We start from the raw sequence: 21,474 nt of genomic DNA on the forward strand, positions 1-21,474 counted from the left end.
TTAGTAACCATGAATAATATGTCTTTAGAAGAGCCTGCAGTGCAATTTGATCAAGTTAGCCTATCATATGGGTTGGATCAGGACGTTTTGACTCAGGTTTCGCTGGAATTACACGCCCGCTCTTTCACTCTCCTCACCGGCCCTTCCGGTGCTGGAAAGACAACTTTATTGAAATTGGCGTATCTCGCATTGCTTCCCTCTTCTGGACAAATTTCGCTTTTCGGAATCAATACAAACCGTCTCAATCGTGTCGGATTAGCAAAATTACGTCGCCGCGTAGGTGTGGTTTTTCAAGAGTTTCGTTTGTTGGATCATCTCACGGCATACGAAAATGCAGCTTTGCCTTTACGTGTGATGGGGGAACCCGAGCGACAATACAAAGACGATGTCATTGAATTGCTGCGCTGGGTAGGATTGGGAGATCGACTTCATGCGCGTCCAGAAACCCTATCCGGTGGAGAAAAACAACGTGTCGCAATTGCACGTGCCATTGTCGGAAAACCAGACCTTCTCATTGCCGATGAGCCAACTGGAAATGTAGACCCTGAAATGGGTGATAGACTTTTACGTCTTTTCCAAGAGTTGAACAAACGCTTAGGTACGACGGTTCTCATTGCCACGCATGACCAACATATGGTTGAAAATGCAGGTGCCGAAGTTTTACGTCTCGCAGATGGCCACGTCATGCATCAAGTTAGCAATAGTCCGAGTTTCACAATTTCATGAGTTCGTCATCCCTCCTCCCCCAAGAAGATGCTCGCGATGCAGCGCTGTTTTTTGTGGTCTGCGCTCTATGTTTCCTTGGTGCTCTGGCAGCTTTGTCCGCTAGAGCAGCTTATTCTGCCGCCAATGATTGGACGAATGACGTAACTGGACAGATTACCATTCGAATTGAAGGCACGCCCCAACATTTGGAAAAAGCCCTAGAATTAACACGAGGCTTTCCAGAAATTGCTTCCGCTCGAGCATTGGAGAAATCGGATGCAGAAGAGTTGTTAAGTCCTTGGCTTGGAAAAAATGGTGTACCCGAAGGCTTACCGCTACCCAAGATCATCGCAGCAGAAGCTCAACCCAATGCAAAGAATATGGGTGAAAAACTGCAGTCAGCATTCCAACAAAACCGGATCACCGCAACTGTCGATGATCATGTTGTTTGGTCAGAAGATGTTCGCAGAGCAACGGATTCAGCACGTCTCGTTGCCCTAGTCGCAGTCGCCCTACTAGCAGCAACAGCGATTGCAGTGATCGCTTTTGCAACCCACGCCGCATTGCTAGCCCGCAAAGAAATCGTCAACGTACTTCATTTGTGTGGTGCCAAAGACAGTTTCATTGCTGGATTATTCGAGCGACGCTTCTTGGGATTAGGCCTCCAAGCAGGCACAGTGGGTGCTGTCCTAGCTTTATGTGCAGCTGCTTTTCTTCTCTACATGGCGAAACAAAGTGATGGTCAGGTCTGGCTTCTGCCGCAATTATCATTATCCATGGTAGATGGGTTGATTCTGGGACTTACGCCGATAATCGCAGGCCTGTCTGCTATGTTGGCTGCACGCATCACAGTTATCCGCTCACTCGCAGAACTTGTTTAAACTGACCAAATTTATACTTGTATGAAATTTTTGTTTGGAAAAATCAGAACAGCAATATGGGCTCTTTGTCTATTTTTCCTATGCGCCGATTTTGTCAGCTTTTCTGGGCGAGCCGCAAAATTCCCAAACGTGACCCCCTCTCAAGAAAATGTTGACGCAATAGTTGCCTTGACTGGGGGACAAAATCGGATCGCAAACGCAACTGAATTGGCCCAGTCACACAGTCTACCGCTATTCATCTCTGGTGTGTATCAAGAAGCAACTTCAAATGATGTCGCTAACGCAGCAGGTGTAGATCCAGATTTTTTTAAATGCTGCGCAACTCTCGGCTATCAAGCTCGAACGACACATGAAAATGCTTTGGAAGTTGCTCAATGGGCCAAAGAGCAAGACTACTCCAATATGATTATTGTAACTTCAAACTACCACATGGAACGAGCACTATTAGAATTTCGATATGCTATGCCAAGCATTGAAATTCATGGTTTTGCCGTTTCATCCCCTGCTATCAATGCAGGAGCTTGGTGGAATGACTCTAAATCTGCAAAACGTATGTTTGTTGAATGGTCTAAATGGCGCATAAAAAAAATACAGAGCCTCTTCAAAAGCCTCTAGTGCTTGCCATTTTTCCAAAGCCTGAATAAGTGGTTTACCAGATTGTTCTCAATAGAAAGACGTGCCTTCATTATGATACTTTGGTTACGATCATTTGCTTTTTTCTTATGGCATTATCTTTCTATGGGAGTATTGGGTGTCATTTTCCTCCCCGCTCTGTTTATGCCGCAATGGGCATCCGTTGCGGGCGCGCGGTCTTGGGCAAAAGCAACGCGTTTTGGATTAAAGTTTTTCTGCAATATTGAAACTGAAATTCGAGGCTTGGAAAACATGCCTGAGGGCGCTGTCCTTGTGGCATCTAAACATCAGAGTACATATGATATTTTGATGCCTTTCGTATATGCCAAGAACCCTGCTTTTGTTCTTAAACGTGAACTATTTTTCTACCCAATTCTGGGATGGTATGGTTGGCGCGCTGACATGATCCCTATTGATCGCGGCGGCTATGTTAAAACACTCAAAAAAATGCTCTCCCGTGCCAAACAAGAATCTCAACGTGGACGTCAAATTCTGATTTTCCCCGAAGGTACACGTCAAAAGCCCGGAGCTACTCCTGACTATAAAACAGGCGTCTACGCCATGTACAAAGAACTTGAACAGGCGTGTGTGCCGGTGGCTTTAAACACCGGAACCATATGGCCAAGAGGTAGCTTTCTTCGTCCTGCAGGAAAAATTGTTTTCGATATCCTACCGACAATTGATGCAGGACTTCCCAGAAAAGAATTCATGAAACAACTGGAAAATGCTATCGAACCTGCCACAAATGCATTGCTGATAGATCCCCAAAAAGAAGCGAGTTAAACTATGTTTTCAAACGATGGGATGCAGAAGACAACTGGTAAGAAAAAAGCCTATATCACTTTATTTATTGTGATTATTTTAGCCGTAACAGCCTATAGTGCTTATTGGTTCATTGCTTCAAAAGAAGTAAAAAAAGTTGTCCTAAAGTCAATTGAGGATCAAAGAAAAGTTGGATATCAGGTCGAACATTATCCCATAAAAATTTCGGGGTATCCTTACCGTTTTATTGTCGACATTGAAAAACCGTCTGTCATAGCGCCTGAAAATCAATGGAGTTGGCAGGCTGAAAAAGTACAACTGGTTATGCAGAGCTATAATTTCAGCCATTACATTGGGTTCGCACCTGGCAACCATTCTCTGACAACATCAAAATTGGGCACAATCACAGCGGATACAGATGGGCTCAAAGCTTCTCTAAAACTAAAAAAAGGCGATGTGAATCAAATTTCCATCGTCGCCAATTCCCTGATTGCAACAGATGAAAACAATCAAACTACAAGATTGGACAAGCCTAATTTGCATATAGCTCCAATGCCCGAAGATCAAAATGACATGCGAATTTTAGTTGGCTTTGATTTTCTGCAATTACCAACACCTCTTCCAGACGTAGAGTTTTTAGGAACAGATGTGGGGCCTGTTAGCGCCCCAATTGTTATTAAAAAAGGGATGAAGCTGCCAGATTATGAAGACTTCCCTACGTTTGCTTCCATGGAAAACCCTCAAATCATCTCCCCTCTCACGCAGATAAAATGGGGCACGCTGGACCTTAAGCTGAAAACAAAAAAGTTGAGCCTCGATTACAATAACATGCTAAAGGGTGAACTAAGCCTGCGTCTTGATGATGTCCAAGCACTGGAAAATGCAATGTCCGGATCACCATTGTTTAATGAACAATCGCAAATGGCTTTAATGGCAGCTAAGGCAACCTTCAATAATGAAGAAACTTTTATGCCCATTCAGTTTTCAGACGGACAGGCTAAATTTTTAAATCAAAAGATTGCTGACTTAGAACCTATCTACTAATTATTCAGCTGGACTGTCATCTTCCAAATTACGTCGTCCAAAATTTGGTGCAGCTGTATCTTGTCCAGCTTCAATAATAGACTTGCGAATAGACCGCGCACGCGTGAACAGATCGAATAACTGATCGCCATCAGACCACCGAATAGCGCGCTGAAGAGCTGCTAAGTCTTCGCTAAAACGACCCAACGTCTCCAAAACAGCTTCTTTGTTGTTCAAAAACACATCACGCCACATGGTTGGATCTGATGCAGCAATACGGGTAAAGTCCCTGAAACCACCAGCAGAAAACTTTACCACCTCTCCTTCGGTCACCTGCTCCATATCTTCAGCTGTCACACAAATATTATAAGCGATAAGGTGAGGTAAGTGACTTGTGATAGCCAGAACAAGATCATGACGTTTAGCTGTCATCAACTCGACAGTTGATCCAAACGCTTCCCAAAATTTGGATAGCTTACTCACATTCTCATTGTATGCTTCATTCTGCCCCTCAAGAGGCGTAAGAATACACCAGCGGCCCGAAAACAATTGTGCAAATCCAGCATCAGGGCCTGAATGTTCAGTTCCCGCAATTGGGTGCCCAGCGATAACGTGCACATTCTCAGGCGCAGCATCTTGCATATCTTTTAGAGCACTAGCTTTTACCGATCCTACGTCCGACAGAATCGCTCCGCGCTTCAAATAAGGTGCCGCAGCTTTAGCCGCTGTTTCAATCATTCCCACTGGCGTGCACAAGATAACCAGATCAGCACCATCACAGGCCTGCTCTACAGTCTCGCACACATCTCCAAGATTTATCTTGCCTGCGCGCGCTCTCACATCAGTGTTAGCATCGTATATACGTACTGTTTTAGCTGCTTCACTCACTTGACATGCCCGAGCAATCGAAGAGCCGATAAGACCAGCTCCTAGAATTGTAACAGTATCAAAAACTGGTGTTTCTACTGGCTCAATCATGACTGCCCCATAAAGGCTTCGAGGTTGGACAGCACCGCATCAATACCTTCTGCAGAACCCACCGAAATACGCAGACAATGCGGCAGTTTATACGCTGTCATTCCCCGCACAGATACACCATTTGCATCTAGATATTTAGCTGCTTCAGCCGCAGATTTACCCAATTCTTTTGGAAAACGCGCTAACACAAAATTTGCGACGCTCGGAACTGGATCTAAACCCAATTTTTCTAGACCTAAGGTCAAACGTTCTCTTTGCACATCATTGTGTTCAATAGATTTATCAATGAAAGCTTGGTCTTGAATAGCCGCAATTCCAGCACGCTGCGCCGTTTCAGACACATTAAATGGACCACGTACACGATGTAGCGCATCAATGACGTGAGCAGGCGCATATGCCCAACCGAGACGCAACGCTGCAAGCCCGTATATCTTGGAGAACGTACGTGTCATTATAACGTTTTCAAATTCAGACACTAGCTCGATACCAGATGCGTAGTCATTTGATTTGACATACTCTGCATACGCGCAATCCAGCACAAGTAATACATTTGATGGCAAACCAGCGTGCAAACGACGCACTTCATCGAATGAAATATATGTACCTGTTGGATTGTTTGGATTCGCAATGAAAACAATCTTTGTTTTATCGGTGACGCAGTCCAAAATCGCATCTACATCCGTGTGCAATTGTTTTTCCGGTGCACTAATCGTCACGGTCCCAGACTGCTGCGCTACCAAAGAATAAACCAAAAACCCATGCGTAGATTGAACGATCTCATCGCCCTTTTCCAAATAGGCGCGACCCAGCATTTGAAAAATTTCATCCGAACCAGCACCAATGATGATGCGTTTGGCATCCAATCCATATCTTTCAGCAATTGCAACTCTTAAAGCTGCTGCATCTCCGTCTGGGTAAGTTTCAAGATTGTGAGAAACATCTTCTACTGCCTGACGTGCCGCAGGAGATGCACCTAATGGATTTTCATTTGCCGACAGCTTGAAAACCTTTTGTCCAGAAACCGTCGGTGCATGCCCGGGAACGTAGGGTGATATTTCCATAACTTGCGGCAAGGGCTGAGGACGCGATTTCTGTGTCATTCTATAGGCTTTCACAACTTGAGTATCATCCCACCTAGCATGAAATGATACCTGTCTATTTTCGGGTCTATGGGGGTCATCTACCCTATGGGCGAGGCAATACGCCAATAATCTGTAAACCGTCTAACCCAGCCTTACGTGCCTCTTCAAGTCGAGAATCGTCTTCTGTGATATATCCGGCCAGTTTTATGAGCGCCAATGACCGTACTCTAGAGACCACCTCACCCGGCATTTCCACCATACGCAAGATTCGGTTTGCATCATGAATATCATCATGGGCAATAGCATACATGTCATCCGCACCAGATGGAGAGAGCTCTTTTCGGGCTACAATAGCAGTTTCCAATGGCTGAGCATTTTCACCCGGCAGGTTTGGCCAACCAGATAGAATTTTAAGCCCTGAAAAACGACTTTCATTCATCATGGGCCACCATTGCCCTCCACCAGCCAGCTCAGGCCAAGGCAAACAAGCAACAACCCCAGCCTCCTCAGCAACGCCTTCCAGCGCCTCTCTAGGGTCCGTGGCCTGCGTTAGATTCGCGGCATACCCAAAGAAACCTCTGGCAGCTGCAACAAGCCGCGTAGGATCACCACCTGCATAACGCACTGCTTTTACACCTTGATACACGACACATTCACCTATGAATGCACGACAGAAACGAGCGACTGAATCAATTGAAACATCTTCAGGTGCCTGCTCTATCAACCGCCTTATCAACGCAGCATCAGCAGCAAGATCAGCCGATATTTCATTATCATTGACTTGTTTGGCTTCTTTAAGGGCCGATATAGCCCGCAAACGTCGAATGAACGCTTCATTGAGAGCTTTATCAGCAGATTCAATTTCAGCTCTAATAAATTCTTCGTTCATTCCCCAGATCCAACCTCAATTAGCGGTAAACTGGGCGCTAACTTAAACACGCTTGAGCAAATTTCCAACAACGCAATTCATAAGCTCTGCTGCAAAGTTAGTTTTAACGAATAATCATTGCTCGAAATAGCTATGCAACGGTTTCTTCTGATTGAGAAGTTGGCGCGAAAACTTCCAAAACTGCGTCAACAGAATGAGCTTTACGCAAATCCTCCCGCAATCTTTCCTGACGCATAATACGAGACACTTTTGCAAGTGCTCTTAAATGATCAACACCAGATTCTTTTGGTGCCAAAATCAAGAATATCAAATCGCAATCGCGTTCATCAATCGCTTCGAAATCAACAGCTTCTTCAAGGCGCGCAAACGCCCCAATAGGCTTCTCCAATCCATCAATGCGGGCGTGAGGGATTGCCACCCCTTCGCCCACACCAGTTGAACCAAGACGTTCTCTTTCCATTACCGCGTTAAAAATATCGTTTCCATCCAAACCAACTTGTTTGGCCACGATGTCTGATAACTCGGAAATAACGAGCTTTCTGCTTCCCCATTTTGCGCGCGGCGCAATAGTTTCGGGACGAAGCAGGTCCAGAACGTCAGTCATAAAGTATAATTCTCGTCAATTACTATCGAAATACATAGCCGATTGGCTACCAGATATCCCTAAGCGTCTCCGGGATCAACCCACCCTACATTTCCATCTGGACGACGAAATACCATGTTTAAAGATCCATGAGATGCATTTCTAAACATTATTGCCGGGGAATCAGTCAATTCCAGTTGCATAACTGCCATAGAAACAGTCATGGTTTTAAGTTTAGTATCTGTTTCTGCGATAATGGCAGGCGCATTTCCAAGTTCAGCTGTGTCATCAACTTCGTCATCCTGAGAAGCAATAACACGCTCCATCACAGCCTCAGCAGGCAAAGAATCCTTATTATTCCTGTGATGATCTTTTAGTCGCCTGTGATACCGACGAACGCGTTTTTCAATTTTTTCTAGAGCGGCTTCAAAAGCGATGTGCGCATCAGCACCCTCACCGTGAGCCTGCAATGTAACACCGGAGGGTAAGTGCACAGAACAATCGACCTCAAAATCACGGCTTGGCTTTGATACAAACACAGCAGCTTCACCAGCACGGTCGAAATATTTTGATACGCTTCCTTCAATACCAGATGTAATATGCTCTTTCAGAGCATCACCCAAGTTGATTTGTTTTCCAGCGATTTCAATTTGCATGTAGGGTCTCCAATTATGAGAAAAACAAGTCTGACGAGAACCGTCAGACACCCCTGAGGCTGAAAGCCATCATGCGCCGCGACAAATCTACGGCGAAGACGGCCAGACCCGTCTCAGTTCAATCAGTGAAGCACATTATGCCGAGCGGGCCAAGGCCCTACGACGCTCAACTGATGAGGGAATTCGCAAAGATTCCCGATATTTAGCAACTGTACGTCTTGCAATGTCGATTCCATGCGCGCGTAGACGTTCAACTATCTGATCATCTGATAAAACAGCATCCGGTGCTTCGTCATCGATCATGGATTTGATACGATATCGAACAGCTTCTGCCGAATGTGCTTCGCCACCACGAAGGGCTGGAATTGAAGCTGAAAAGAAGTATTTTAGCTCAAATACACCGCGCGGTGTAGACATAAATTTATTTGATGTAACACGAGAAATTGTGGACTCGTGCATATCGACAGCATCAGCAACTGCTTTTAGATTCAATGGTCTAAGCGCCTGAACACCACGTACAAAGAAACCATCTTGTTGACGAATAATCTCTTGTGACACTTTCAATATGGTACGCGCACGTTGATCAAGACTTTTGATCAACCAGTTCGCACTCGCATGACATTCTGAGACAAACTCTTTCTCGTCTTCGGTCCGTGTCACATTAGACACTTCAGCATAATAGGACCGATCAAGCAGGACTTTCGGTAAAGTGTCCGAATTTAACTCAACCGCAAACATACCATTTGCAAGTTCACGTACAAAAACATCTGGTACAACTGTCGGGGCGGCATCACCTGCATATCCCGCAGCGGGGCGCGGCGATAAAGCGCGTAATTCGGAAAGCATTTCTGATAAATCTTCACGATCAACACCGCAAACTTCAGCTAGCGCTTTTAAATTTCCTTTTGCCACCAATTGTAGGTTTTCAATCATCGCTCCCATAGCTGGGTCAAAGCGATTTTTTTCCTTCAATTGCAGAATCAAACAATCTTCTAAACTTCGAGCAAAAACACCCGTCGGCTCAAAACCCTGACAAACACCAAGTACACGTTCGATGTGCTCAACATCTGTTCCTAATACTTGTGCAATTTCAGTTGGATCAGTCCGCATGTATCCAACTTCATCCAATTCATCGATCAAACGTTGTGCAACAAATTGATCAACACTGGATATACCAGACATTTTCAACTGATCTTCTAGGTGCGAGCGCAGTGTGACTTCTTCGCAAAGATTGCTTTCAAAATCATAATCATCACCAAAGCTACTACCGCCGCCTTTTCCCGTTCCAGACCAATCCATGGAAGATGATGGACCGCTTAGTGATGCACTTCCAGCTTCACTGCGAATTTGCTCTGACGGACTGTCAGCTTCATAAGCATCTTCTTTGGGCGCGTCTAAATTGTTCTGAGCTTCACCCGCACCTAAATCCAACTCACTGGCTGATGTTGATTCAGATGCTTCTGTTTTTGGCATCGCATCTTCTGAACCATCGCTCTTTGTGATTAGCGGGTTTTTTTCAATCTCTGCTTCGACATACTCGGCGAGTTCGATATTTGATAATTGCAGCAATTTGATTGCTTGCTGCAATTGAGGTGTCATGACCAATGATTGGCCCTGACGCATTTGCAAACGTTGTGAAATCGCCATACGCGCCTCCTAGGCCGCGAACCGATCCCCAAGATAGACCCGTCGCACATCTTCGTTGGCTAGAATTTCTTCTGGCTGTCCTTCAAAGAGTACTTCACCTTCATAAATAATGGAGGCGCGGTCAACAATATCAAGCATTTCGCGTACTTGGTGATCAGTAATCAACACGCCTAAACCGCGTTGTTTTAAATACCGTACCAAATCTGAAATATCAGACACCGCTAACGGGTCGATCCCAGCGAAGGGTTCGTCCAACAAAATAAAACTTGGCCGGGAAGCGAGCGCCCTTGCAATCTCAACACGGCGACGTTCACCACCGGAAAGAGAATTAGCACTCTGATCTCTAAGATGAGAGACATTCAATTCATCCATCAACGATTCCACCAATTCCTGGCGTTTGTCTTTGGATTTTTCAGTCAACTCAGCAACACTCATGATGTTTTGTTCAACAGTCATACCTCGGAAAATAGAATTTTCCTGGGGCAGGTAACCGACGCCAAGACGTGCACGTTGATACATAGGCAACGCAGTCACATCCTCTCCATCAATTTCCACTCGTCCGTTGTCCACAGCAATGAGTCCCATAATCATATAGAAACAGGTGGTTTTACCCGCCCCGTTCGGCCCTAACAGTCCGACTATTTCACCGCGCTGAAGAGAAAGAGAAACGTCTTTAACAACACTCCGTCCTTTAAAGGACTTCGCAATGTTTAGTGCCTGAAGGCCACCCCCGCCTTCTTCCCCATCAGTATTCGATTGAATAATCGTCTGTTCGGTCATTAGAACTCAACACCATTAAAATCAGGTTAGAACTTGCCTACAAATCTTTGTAGACATCATTAATCTATTGGATAGGCGGCTCACTTACCGTTTCAAATACAGATGTTACGCGGCCACCAACACCGCCGCCATCCATATTATACCGCCCTTTTGGAATATCTATCACTAGATGCGCCCCCGCAATTACACCTTCAGCATTTGTCACTAATACATTGCCAGAAAGCGTAATTCGCTCTTTTGCAGCGACATAAACACCACGATCAGCCTTAACCTTTTCCGCTGGTGTAATGTAATAAACTTCGCCATTTGCACGAATTTCTTTGAGCGCACCGATTGAGCCTGTCGCAGCAGCACCCAATTGTTGCTGACTTTCCTTGCTCCAATAGCTCACAACGACTTCATTTGCACGAATGCGCGATTGCCCCTGAATCACATCCACATTTCCATAATAAATGGCTTCATGTTTCACATCATCCAATTCAAAACGGTCGGCTGTAATTTCTATTGGTCCGCGATCATTACCCAATTGAGCGTGAGCAGATGGACTTGCCAATACCATTGTTGCAATCAACGCAAGAGCCGTATCTTTGAATTTAAACATACTGAAATTCCTTTTGACTGCTAACAAAAGCATTTAACTCTACCATATCAGTTATTCTCCTCCTCGGAAGAGACATTCTCAATCAATGTCCAAACATTTCCAGTCAACACTGTGCGTTTTCCACCATCAAGAACTTCATACTTGTCGGCTCGAAACTCACCTAGCGGGCCTGTCCCACGCAAGGATACATCCCCCACCACTCTGTTCTCTGTGATGTAGACAGTTGCTTCTTGAGTACGTATCTCGTGATCTTCTGCATCAACAAAGTGAACTTCTTCAGTCAATGTGAGCATTTGCTTTCCGCGGTCATACACACCTGTTTTTGCACGCACCTGTCCGCCCAATCCATCGTCCAAAATGGGATCTTGTAGGTCCACAACCTCCAACTCATCGAGGCGTCTTTGCGCCGTACCTGCAATCAATACAAAAGCGTTTCCGTTGTAATCACGTCCAGTGAACCGTGGGTTCAGCATAGTGACTCCACTCACTGGACTAGTTGCAGTCGCATTACCTGAAGTGAAGCCATGCACAATGACAGGTCCAATCAACCATCCCGCAGATATCGCAATGCCAGCCATAAAGAGCATACGTAAAAGCCCGACAAGACTGGAGCGAAAGCGCGCCTGCGCCAATGTAGTAACGCGGCGCGGCTCCCATAAATCCATCTTATTTTGTGCGATTGTGCTCAATATAGGCCCCAAAAAAGATCGTTAGAATTCAACATTTCACAACTTAAAGACAAAACGATGTCTCTACTGTGTTTAAAAGTACAGTTTAATTAACTGTGTGCAAAAATATCTGTTTCTGGCCATCCAGCGAGATCCAACTCAGCTCGTTTCGGTAAGAAATCAAAACACGCCTGCGCCAATTCCATACGTCCCTCACGCTCCAACATAACAATTAGCTTTTCACGAATTTCATGAAGATAAAGAACATCTGATGCAGCATAGGCTAGCTGCGCGTCGCTTAGTTCATCAGCGCCCCAATCAGAAGATTGTTGAGCCTTGGACATATCTGCCCCAACCAACTCTCTAGTGACATCTTTCAATCCATGACGGTCTGTATAAGTGCGAACGAGTTTGGAAGCGATCTTAGTACAGAAAATTGGAGCACACTCGATGCCCAGCCACTTTTTCATCATGGCCACATCAAAACGTGCAAAGTGAAAAATCTTAAGAATGTCAGGAGCAGACATCAATTTTTTTAAATTTGGACAATCAAATGTCTGACGGTTCAATTTCACGACATGCTCATCGCCTGATCCATCAGATAATTGAACAACACACAATTGATCACGGTGTAACTCCAGCCCCATTGCTTCTGTATCAACCGCAATGATGTTACCCAATTTCAATCCGTCTGGAAGATCACCATCGTGATATTTGATCGCCATCTTGTGTCCTTCACCATATATTACATTATACAACACGCATCTAACTTAGATAATCATTGTTTGACCATAGTCTAGTTCCCAATAAACCTAGAGATCACACAATCAGGCAAAAACACTGTAAAAATCACACACTTCTATATCAGATTAGCTGAATCTGTTTGGTGAAGAGGTAGATGCACGTTCGATCAATGTGTATTCCAACCATTGATGACCTTTTTGGGACAGTTTTGATTTCTCTTCCTTCGGAAAAATCATCTCATCCAAAATTTCAACAGCGCAAGCACCAATCTCAGAAACCGGTTGGTGAATTGTCGTTAAATTAGGCCAAATACTTGTTGCTATTGGCGAATCATCAAATCCAGCAACAGAAAGATCTCCCGGAAGAATTAGCCCCTGGCGAGACCCTGCTCCGATAACCCCCGCCGCCATGTCATCATTAGCTGCAAAAATAGCGGTTGGACGTGGATCAAATGTTAGCATACGTTCGGCGGCTTGCATTCCAGACAAATATGTAAAATCACCCTGCTCCACCATCAATGGATTTACTTCCAAATTGGCCGCCTCCATCGCGTCACAAAACCCTTTGTAACGCAAAGAAGTCCCCGCTTGATCTTTTCGTCCTTTTATAAAACCAATTCTCGAGTGGCCCAATTCAATCAGTTTTTCTGTAATCGCCTTCGCCGCTGCGCGATTATCAATACCAAGCTCAAACATATTGGCTTTGTTCTTTTTACGTTTGCCTACGCTACCTGTTGTAAATACGGCAGGTATTTTTTCTTTCGCTATTACGTCTCGCGTTGCAGCTTCATCACCCATTGGCGATGGCAATATAATTCCATCCCATTGTGTGCGATATTGTTCCGCCAACATTTCTGCAGAGAGATCTTCACTTGCGCGTATAACAACAAGCTGGTGCCCCAAATGACCAGCCTTCTCAACCGCGCCCACCAGCAATTCACCAAGATAAGAACTGGAAGGGTTCCCATATAAAAGACAAATACGAGCAACCTTAGCGCCAGCCAAACGCCTTGCACCAATATTAGGACGATAATTCAGCTTACGAATAGATTCCTGAACAGATTTTCGGGTTGATTCACGTACACTCGTCTCACCATTGATAACGCGGGAAACCGTCATAGGTGAAACGCCAGCATCCTTCGCGACATCAGACAGCGTTATAGAGTTTGAACGTGACCGATCAGATGCCAAAAATTTTCCCTCACAAATCCAAACAACACAGTCGTCTACAGACAATTTCACCGACGAAATCGCCCAATTCACAACCTAAACGATTCTGTTCAATCACAAAATGCCATGCATTCCATCAACAATAAGAATAAATGGCTAATAACGCTCTCTATACATTACAGAAATTACATTCATTCCCAGCTCATCAAGCCTCTGACATAGCAATTTCTATCAATAAATACCCTGATATCAATACTAACAAAACTTTCATGATGACAAGAATCTTCAATAATAAGCGTAGGTTACCAAATTTAGATTAAGTTCTATCGCCAGCTTACTGATTTTTCACATGAAATTTTTTCAAAAATCCTGCATTAGACAATTAACGTTAATAGGAGGCAGATAATATTTCAGAGTTTCTTCGCTATTTTCATGATGACAATAGCTAAACTCAGGACTCAAAGTAGAGCATCAGATTGGTGCACCACTTCGTCCCGAAAAGTCACTTGATATTATATCCTCGGATAGTTCCCCAAAACTCAGCAATTTTTTTTCAAACTGGCTCTCGCCGCAAACAATTAAACAGCTCCAAAGTATCCTGAAGGTTAACAGAATCTTAATGACGCGCCCAACTATCAAAATTATCCTAGCTTGGATTTTGATCTCTTTTTCAGCGTGCTTGCCTGCAAGTTCTGCTCCTGCTGGCGCGCAGAAAATCATTGCTCCTGCGGATGCTCCTTTTACTTTTGATCTGTTATCTCAAGTCATGGAGTCGCGCGCTCAGGCCCCTTACCAAGCTCCTTCCCGCGATGAACTGCCTGAAAAACTCAGCAGCATGACATATGACGAACACCGCGCTATTCGTCACAATCCAGAGCGTGCATACTGGAAAGATCAAACACCTTTTGAAATGCAAGCTTTCCATTTGGGTGGCATATTCTGGGAAACGGTACGTCTTTACGAGATTTCAAACAAAAAAGTGAAGCCGGTTGGTTTTACATCAGATGACTTCATCTACCGTCCGCCTCTGAACCCAACGGATTTTGAAGACTTCACAATGCCGGGTGTTGCAGGTTTCCGCCTAGCCTACCCTCTAAACACAGACGAATACAAAGACGAGCTCGTTTCTTTTATTGGTGCAAGCTATTTCCGCGCTCTTGGTCAGGGTAGCCTTTACGGCCTCTCAGCGCGCGGTCTTGCTGTAAACACAGCAACTAAATCTGGTGAAGAGTTTCCACGTTTTACAGATTTTTACATTGAAACACCAAAACCTGATGCACAAGATGTCACTGTCTATGCGGCAATGGATAGCAAGTCCCTAACAGGTGCCTTTAAATTTGTTATCACTCCCGGGCCAGACACCGTAATGGATGTCACAGCCCGTCTATACTTTCGAAACGATGTGGCCCGCTTGGGGGTTGCTCCTCTTACAAGCATGTATCTGTATTCGGACACTAATCACCGCTTTGATGATTACCGTGGCCGGGTTCACGACAGCGACGGCCTTAAAATTATCCGCGAAAATGGCGATGTCCTTTGGCGCAATCTGAACAATCCTCAAAAGCTCGCCAATTCTTACTTTGCTGAAACTAACCCCAAAGCTTTTGGTCTCATGCAGCGCAATCGCAATTTTGATATGTATCAAGATGCAGAAGCCCACTATGAACGTCGACCATCTTTGTTAGTTGAACCAATTGGTGATTGGGGTAAAGGGCATGTTTCTCTGGTTGAGATCCCGACAGACCTTGAAATTAACGACAATATTGTTGCCTTCTGGACACCTGCTGTAGCACCCAAAGCTGGTGAAAGTCGTGAATATGCCTATCGCCTTAGCTGGGGAGACGTTGAACGTCCCGAGCAAGAGATAGAAGAGTACACAGAAAACTATGCCCAAGTCATCGGACTTCGTGGTGGCATGGGCGGTGTCTCTGGAACAGCTGGAATTACTAAACTTCGTAAATTCGTTGTCGACTTTGAAGGTGGCTATCTGAGCGCCCTTCCAGAAGGCAGCGATGTAAAATCAGTCATCAATATTAGTCGCGGTGACCTCGTAAGCACTTCATTGTCTCGCATTGGCGATAGCAATGTCTGGCGCTTAGTCGTTGACGCACAACCAAACTCTCAAGCTCCCATGGAACTCAATGCTTATTTGAAAAATGGGGAAAAAAGGCTCTCAGAAGTCTGGCTATATCAATGGAGATCAGGCGATGAAAAACGTCACGAATAAACTTTCTTCAGGTTCAAAATCATCTATGCGCGGCCTCCCCAATGCGCCAATGGCTATGCCAGCTCAATCTCTTGAGCGCCGTCGCGAACGCCGTACAACGACATTATTGCCCTTCGCTGGACGTTTGGCGACAAAGTAAATATATGAGAGTTAAAGACGTCTAACTTCTCAACAAGTCTAACGCCAAATCGTAAGGCAAGAAGTTCACAGGTTGCCTTATGCTATTCATCAGTCGTTTCATATCAATTGCTTATGCATTAGTCATCGCGCTGACGGCCACGCGCTTGTCAGCGGAAGTGTTCTTTGCAGATGGCAAGGATTGGCTTGATTACGTCAGGATTGCCTTACTCGGCATTTCATCTGCATGGATTGCCTGGGGTGGCTCAATGGCATTGGGCGGCTTGCTAGCCCCAAAACCTGCAGCACCAGTTAAATCGTCTGGCAAACCTATAAATCCAAATCATCGAACTGCGGTTTTGGTTCCGGTGTATAATGAAGAGCCCTCCAAAACCTTTTCTCATATCGCCGCAATGGTTGAATCTTTGGCTTCCACCAATTCCGGACAGCACTTTGATTTTGCTGTATTATCAGACTCAAACACTCCGGATGCCATTTCAACAGAGGAAGAATGGTTTGACCGACTTTCCGAAGAATATGGCCAGAAATGCAATATTTTCTACCGTCGCCGCGAAAACAATGAAGGCAAAAAAGCCGGTAACATTGAAGACTTCATTCGCACCTCGGGCGGCGCATATGAATATCTCATCATTCTAGATGCAGACAGCCTAATGGAGGGTGACACACTCCTGCAAATGGTTGAGCGTATGGAAGAAGATAAGCACATCGGTCTCTTTCAAACTCTTCCCAAAGTCATCTGTGCTCGCACATGGTTTGGACGGTCCATTCAATTTGCGGCCAATTATTTTTCCCCTTCATTTGCGCGCGGGCTTGCCAGTACACAAGGAACCGAAGGTCCATTCTGGGGCCACAATGCTATTGTTCGTACACATGCTTTCGCCACAAGTTGCGGTCTTCCAGCCCTGAAAGGAAAGCCTCCTTTTGGCGGACACATCCTTAGCCATGATTATGTCGAAGCGGCCCTTCTATCCCGCGCTGGCTGGAAAGTCATAGTCGATCCAGAAGTTGAAGGATCTTATGAAGAAGGTCCTGAAAACATCATCGATTTTGCCAAACGAGACCGTCGATGGTGTCAGGGTAATTTGCAACATGTAAGGCTCGTGAGCGCTCCTGGCCTCACCACTTGGTGTCGTTTTACCTTCGCTCAAGGGATCATGTCTTACCTTGCATCTCCAATATGGGCGTTGTTCATCATCGCTTCCATCATTGCACCAACACTTGTTGAAACAACGACGAATTATTTCCCTGTTCCTGGCCAAAGACCGGTCTTCCCCGTTTCTGCTGAAACACAAGCTTTCGCTTTGATTATTGGGGTGATCGTATTGCTAATCGGCCCCAAATTCCTGATCACCTTGCGCGGCCTTCTAACAAGAGAAAACAAAAGCTTTGGCGGTACTCTCACAGCACTCTGGAGCACATTAATCGAGATTATATGGTCATCTATCTTTGCCCCAATAATGCTCATGTTTCAAACGCGTGCCTTCATTGAAATTGTATCAGGCCGTGATGGTGGCTGGCCATCATCTAATCGCGAAGCAAATACAGTGGGCTTAAAGGAAAGCTTCTTGGCATCATGGTGGATATCGCTCACAGGCATCATAATTATGAGCGCCGTTTGGTATGTCGCTCCCCAATTGATTTACTGGTTTATGCCTATTGCTTTACCGCAAATCCTTGCACCAGTTTTGATCACACTCTCTTCAACGCGCACGAGCGGTACATTAGCAGCATTCTTCGGAGCATTTTGGACTCCCATGGAGTATGCTCCTTCCAATGTACTGCAATTGCAAAAGAAAATCTTGAATGAATGGCGGAATGCGCCAATCATTCCTGAAACGGAAAACACCTCTACCACGATTGATAACTCTGATTTAGGCTCAGCCACTCATGTCTAGCCAGTCTGATACAAATGACAGGGTACAACCACCTCCTGCAAAGAGAGATAGGCGACTAGACATTTTTAGAGGATTTGCCGTCCTCACTATTTTTATCAACCACGTCCCCGGAAATGCTTTTGAGCACTACACGTCTCGCAATTGGGGATTTTCAGACGCTGCAGAGGCCTTTGTGCTAATGTCAGGCATTGCTGTCGGCCTTGCTTACACAGGAACATTTCTGCGCGGCGAAAACTTTGTCGGCTTAAAGAAAATGTGGGAACGTGCCTTCAAGCTGTATTGGTCACACTTACTCGTGGTCGCAGCATGTTTTGTTATTTTGGCTGTGTCCATAAGTGTTTTCGATGCTGAACGCATGATACGTGCAGTCTCGTTAAAACCACTTATCGAGGATCCTGCGCGTGCTTCTATCGGTGTCGCGTTGCTCACCTATCAGATCGGCTATGTAAACATATTGCCGCTGTATATGATGTTGCTATTGATGGCCCCTGGATTTATGTGGATTGCCACCAAAAATAAGTGGGCTCTTTTGCTTATATCTGGCTTGGTTTGGTATGCGTTGCACGCCCTGTTTTACGAACGCATTTATATCAATATGCCAAACTGGCCGCATAATGGACGATGGTTTTTAAATCCGTTTGCATGGCAATTCATATTCGTTATCGGACTACTTGGCGGCATGGGTGCACGTACAGGCAAAGCCTTTACTTCATTCAACCCCATCCTCTACGGCTTAGCTTTGGCCTACGCAATTTTTGCTTTTTATTGGATCAATCAGCGCATGGGTGCATTACCGTTTAACGACCACCTGCCCACCATTATGAAAGACTTCAATAAAGCTTACCTCTCCTTGCCTCGCCTGCTTCATGTCTTGTCGTTGGCTTATCTAGTCATCTTCACCAAATGGCCCAGTTGGTTGGGAGCTACACGTCTTTGGGATGGCTTGGAACTGATGGGCAAGCATGGACTACCCGTGTTCGCCGTCGGCACAGTTTTATCCATATTTCTACAATGCTTCCGTTCCATCGTACCGCCTACATTCTGGATGGATGCCATCCTGTTTAGTCTTGGCATTTGGATACAATATCAGGTCGCTATTTTTGCCAGCAAGAATAAGAAAAGAAACTCTCCGACAACTGCCAAATCCCCAAATGGACTTATCGCCTAACTCAGCAAACTATCTAGCTTAAACCCTGATAGCGATTGGCTTCTGTTAATCCATTTTGTGTGTATATTCGTATAAACAGTGATTCACACAGGCGGAAATGGCATGTCAGGCAAGCTTATCACGGTATTTGGCGGTTCAGGTTTTATTGGACGTTATGCTGTTCGAGCGCTTTGTAATGCCGGCTGGAGAGTCCGCGTAGCTGTACGTAATCCAATGAATGCTGGTGACATGCGAGTAGGCCCTGAAGTCGGCCAAGTACAAATCATCCAAGCTAATGTTAGAAATCGCCCTTCCATTGTTCGCGCGTTAGAAGGTGCAGATGCTGTCCTCAATCTTGTTGGTCTCTTGTATCAATCCGGCAAAAACACATTTAACGGCACGCAAGCTTTAGGTGCTGCAAATATTGCAAAATACGCCGCTGAAGCTGGTATCACTCAATTCATTCAAATGTCTGCGATTGGTGCCAATATTACCAGCCAAGCCAATTATGCCCGCACAAAAGCTGAAGCTGAAAAAGCTGTTTTAGACCAAATTCCCTCGGCCACAATACTACGTCCTTCGCTTGTATTCGGCCCAGAAGATGAGTTCTTCAATAAATTTGCTAGCCTGTCCAAATTCTTGCCATTCCTCCCACTTATAGGTGGAGGCAAAACACAGTTTCAGCCGATATTTGTTGGTGATTTAGCGGATGCAGTTGTTGCTTCTTTGAACAATCCAGCTGCACAAGGCCGCACATATGAAATTGGCGGTCCCAAAACATATACATTCAAAGAATTGCTGGAATTCATCGGCGAACAAACTGACCGCAAACGCGTCTTGATGTCTATCCCGTTCTTCTTAGCAGAATTCAAAGGGTTGCTATTTGCTGGCCTGTTCAAACTATGGCCATTCCACGCACCACCTCTGACACGCGATCAGGTCTACTTGCTTAAATCTGACAATATAGTTGGGCTGGAAACAGATCAAAATTTTGGAACGATCTCAGAACTTGGTATCACCGAGCTAGAAACAATTGAAGCCATCGTTCCAAACTATTTATGGCGACACAGAGAATACGGCCAATTCCACGTCAAAGAGAAAGATGATGTTTCGCGCGTGGATGTTTAACGCCTCCCCTATAAAAGATGCTTCGTCAACCAATACAAACCTGATGTAGACAACAACGTATTACAATATTGAGTTAAACATTATTCAAGTCTGGAATCGTGCCATCAGGAAGTTTCGCTCCAGCTTCCATAATGATTTTAATACAATTCTTCATCCTGATTGACATCTCTTCATATTGAGAAGCATGCAAAACATTCAAACAATGCTCCAATAAATTAGGTGCATTGCGAATATTTACGTTCGCGCCTGATAAAATCAGCAACCTAACACACTCATAGTGACCATTGCCTGCCGCCTGTAAAAGAGGATACCAGCGAAACAATGAATCGACAAAATTTACATGCGCTCCGGCTTCAAGAAGGAGCTTTAAACACTCATAATTGCCTGCCATTGCCGCACCTATCATAGGTGGTGGTTGTGCATTTGATTCAAAATTCAACTTAGCACCAGCATCTATCAATATCTTCACGCATTCCAAATGCCCCCAGTCAATTGCTAACTGTATTGGATAAGTGCCGTTATTTTCCTCTCCACAATTAACATCTGCACCTGCTTCTATTAAAGCGCGCAAACAATCGACAAACCCAGCTTCAGCTGCAATATGAACTGCCGAGAATTGATCTTCAGGATCATAGAAATTTACGTCCGCACCTGCACGTAGAAGCAAATGCACCGCTTCAACATTTCCGGAATGCGCTGCTATCGATAAAGGTGGAAGTTGCCCGTTTAGATTCGTCAAATTTACTTCAGCGCCCGCATTAATTAATGAACGCATACATTCAAATAAGTGAGGACCCGAGATCGACTGCAAAGGAGATTTTCCATTCATAGAATTTTTCATTCTAATGTCGGCACCAGCTGACAACAGTAAATCTATACACTCTACTCGACTATTTTCAGTTGCAATAAATAGAGGAAATCCACCTCTTTCTTCATCAACCAAATTCACATTTGCACCAGCTAAAATTAGTGCTTTCAAACTCTCGACTAAATCAAGTTTTATAGCAACAAAAACTGGATAATCATTTAATGTAGAATCTTTCAAATCTAAGTTTGCTCGATTACCAATCAATTGACTAATTCGGTCCAATTTGGCTTGCTTTTGCTTGGCGTAAAATTCGTCTGGTGTCATAAAACT

Annotated in this window: 22 protein-coding genes; 10 read left to right on the forward strand and 12 right to left on the reverse strand. The window is 44.9% G+C overall.

Going from position 1 to position 21,474, the window contains the following annotated elements; translation table 11 throughout:
- Nucleotides 1–9 precede the first annotated feature (9 nt).
- From ftsE to F551_RS0108550, 5 genes are all read left to right on the forward strand, one after another.
- Nucleotides 10–726, forward strand: coding sequence for a cell division ATP-binding protein FtsE (ftsE, locus tag F551_RS0108530; RefSeq protein ID WP_018997079.1), 717 nt, complete (start codon nucleotides 10–12; stop codon nucleotides 724–726).
- A complete protein-coding gene (locus F551_RS0108535) occupies nucleotides 723–1,586 on the forward strand; it encodes a cell division protein FtsX (protein ID WP_018997080.1) in 864 nt (287 codons plus the stop codon). The genes ftsE and F551_RS0108535 overlap by 4 nt, the downstream gene beginning before the upstream one ends.
- Before the next feature lie 129 nt (nucleotides 1,587–1,715).
- Nucleotides 1,716–2,201 carry a YdcF family protein gene (locus tag F551_RS0108540; protein WP_233355229.1) on the forward strand — a complete coding sequence of 162 codons (486 nt, stop codon included), beginning with the start codon at nucleotides 1,716–1,718 and terminating at the stop codon, nucleotides 2,199–2,201.
- Between the two features lie 72 nt (nucleotides 2,202–2,273).
- Nucleotides 2,274–3,002 (forward strand): lysophospholipid acyltransferase family protein, encoded by a 729-nt coding sequence (locus F551_RS0108545; protein WP_018997082.1) that lies wholly within the window; start codon nucleotides 2,274–2,276, stop codon nucleotides 3,000–3,002.
- A 3-nt stretch (nucleotides 3,003–3,005) separates the two neighbouring features.
- Nucleotides 3,006–4,025: a DUF2125 domain-containing protein gene (locus tag F551_RS0108550; RefSeq protein ID WP_018997083.1), complete on the forward strand. Its 1,020-nt coding sequence runs from the start codon at nucleotides 3,006–3,008 to the stop codon at nucleotides 4,023–4,025.
- Here the strand turns inward: F551_RS0108550 and F551_RS0108555 are convergent, their stop codons facing one another.
- From F551_RS0108555 to F551_RS0108605, 11 genes are all read right to left on the reverse strand, one after another.
- Nucleotides 4,026–4,982 carry a prephenate/arogenate dehydrogenase family protein gene (locus F551_RS0108555; RefSeq protein WP_018997084.1) on the reverse strand — a complete coding sequence of 319 codons (957 nt, stop codon included), beginning with the start codon at nucleotides 4,980–4,982 and terminating at the stop codon, nucleotides 4,026–4,028.
- Nucleotides 4,979–6,082 carry a histidinol-phosphate transaminase gene (hisC, locus tag F551_RS0108560; RefSeq protein ID WP_018997085.1) on the reverse strand — a complete coding sequence of 368 codons (1,104 nt, stop codon included), beginning with the start codon at nucleotides 6,080–6,082 and terminating at the stop codon, nucleotides 4,979–4,981. Before hisC ends, F551_RS0108555 begins: the two co-directional genes overlap by 4 nt.
- A gap of 85 nt (nucleotides 6,083–6,167) precedes the next feature.
- Nucleotides 6,168–6,953, reverse strand: a complete 786-nt coding sequence (locus F551_RS0108565) for a hypothetical protein (protein ID WP_018997086.1) — start codon at nucleotides 6,951–6,953, stop codon at nucleotides 6,168–6,170.
- Nucleotides 6,954–7,083: 130 nt separating this feature from the next.
- A complete protein-coding gene (locus F551_RS0108570; RefSeq protein ID WP_018997087.1) occupies nucleotides 7,084–7,557 on the reverse strand; it encodes a PTS sugar transporter subunit IIA in 474 nt (157 codons plus the stop codon).
- 59 nt (nucleotides 7,558–7,616) lie between these two features.
- Nucleotides 7,617–8,192, reverse strand: a complete 576-nt coding sequence (gene hpf / locus F551_RS0108575; protein ID WP_018997088.1) for a ribosome hibernation-promoting factor, HPF/YfiA family — start codon at nucleotides 8,190–8,192, stop codon at nucleotides 7,617–7,619.
- A 135-nt stretch (nucleotides 8,193–8,327) separates the two neighbouring features.
- A complete protein-coding gene (gene rpoN / locus F551_RS0108580) occupies nucleotides 8,328–9,839 on the reverse strand; it encodes an RNA polymerase factor sigma-54 (protein ID WP_018997089.1) in 1,512 nt (503 codons plus the stop codon).
- A gap of 9 nt (nucleotides 9,840–9,848) precedes the next feature.
- The gene (gene lptB / locus F551_RS0108585; RefSeq protein WP_018997090.1) at nucleotides 9,849–10,619 is read right to left on the reverse strand and encodes an LPS export ABC transporter ATP-binding protein; all 771 of its coding nucleotides are present in this window, start codon (nucleotides 10,617–10,619) and stop codon (nucleotides 9,849–9,851) included.
- A 64-nt stretch (nucleotides 10,620–10,683) separates the two neighbouring features.
- Entirely contained in the window at nucleotides 10,684–11,220 is a 537-nt protein-coding gene (gene lptA / locus F551_RS0108590) for a lipopolysaccharide transport periplasmic protein LptA (protein WP_018997091.1), read from the reverse strand.
- Between the two features lie 47 nt (nucleotides 11,221–11,267).
- Nucleotides 11,268–11,909, reverse strand: coding sequence for an LPS export ABC transporter periplasmic protein LptC (gene lptC, locus F551_RS0108595; protein ID WP_155825879.1), 642 nt, complete (start codon nucleotides 11,907–11,909; stop codon nucleotides 11,268–11,270).
- An 89-nt stretch (nucleotides 11,910–11,998) separates the two neighbouring features.
- Nucleotides 11,999–12,613, reverse strand: a complete 615-nt coding sequence (locus F551_RS0108600) for a ribonuclease D (protein WP_018997093.1) — start codon at nucleotides 12,611–12,613, stop codon at nucleotides 11,999–12,001.
- Nucleotides 12,614–12,757: 144 nt separating this feature from the next.
- Nucleotides 12,758–13,873 carry a LacI family DNA-binding transcriptional regulator gene (locus F551_RS0108605; RefSeq protein ID WP_018997094.1) on the reverse strand — a complete coding sequence of 372 codons (1,116 nt, stop codon included), beginning with the start codon at nucleotides 13,871–13,873 and terminating at the stop codon, nucleotides 12,758–12,760.
- A 547-nt stretch (nucleotides 13,874–14,420) separates the two neighbouring features.
- On the opposite strand from F551_RS0108605, the gene F551_RS0108610 reads away from it, so the two are divergent.
- The 5 genes from F551_RS0108610 (at nucleotide 14,421) to F551_RS0108630 (ending at nucleotide 20,336) form a co-directional block, all read left to right on the forward strand.
- Entirely contained in the window at nucleotides 14,421–16,028 is a 1,608-nt protein-coding gene (locus F551_RS0108610; protein WP_018997095.1) for a glucan biosynthesis protein, read from the forward strand.
- Nucleotides 16,009–16,167 carry a hypothetical protein gene (locus tag F551_RS17440; RefSeq protein WP_018997096.1) on the forward strand — a complete coding sequence of 53 codons (159 nt, stop codon included), beginning with the start codon at nucleotides 16,009–16,011 and terminating at the stop codon, nucleotides 16,165–16,167. Before F551_RS0108610 ends, F551_RS17440 begins: the two co-directional genes overlap by 20 nt.
- A 79-nt stretch (nucleotides 16,168–16,246) precedes the next feature.
- Nucleotides 16,247–18,061, forward strand: a complete 1,815-nt coding sequence (mdoH, locus tag F551_RS16550; protein WP_018997097.1) for a glucans biosynthesis glucosyltransferase MdoH — start codon at nucleotides 16,247–16,249, stop codon at nucleotides 18,059–18,061.
- Nucleotides 18,054–19,229, forward strand: a complete 1,176-nt coding sequence (locus F551_RS0108625) for an OpgC family protein (protein WP_018997098.1) — start codon at nucleotides 18,054–18,056, stop codon at nucleotides 19,227–19,229. The genes mdoH and F551_RS0108625 overlap by 8 nt, the downstream gene beginning before the upstream one ends.
- 102 nt (nucleotides 19,230–19,331) lie before the next feature.
- A complete protein-coding gene (locus F551_RS0108630; RefSeq protein WP_018997099.1) occupies nucleotides 19,332–20,336 on the forward strand; it encodes a complex I NDUFA9 subunit family protein in 1,005 nt (334 codons plus the stop codon).
- 73 nt (nucleotides 20,337–20,409) lie between these two features.
- Here F551_RS0108630 and F551_RS0108635 read toward each other — a convergent pair whose 3' ends face one another.
- Nucleotides 20,410–21,468: an ankyrin repeat domain-containing protein gene (locus F551_RS0108635; RefSeq protein ID WP_018997100.1), complete on the reverse strand. Its 1,059-nt coding sequence runs from the start codon at nucleotides 21,466–21,468 to the stop codon at nucleotides 20,410–20,412.
- Nucleotides 21,469–21,474 lie beyond the last annotated feature (6 nt).

Source organism: Hirschia maritima DSM 19733 (assembly GCF_000378345.1).
Classification (GTDB): Bacteria; Pseudomonadota; Alphaproteobacteria; order Caulobacterales; family Hyphomonadaceae; genus Hirschia; species Hirschia maritima.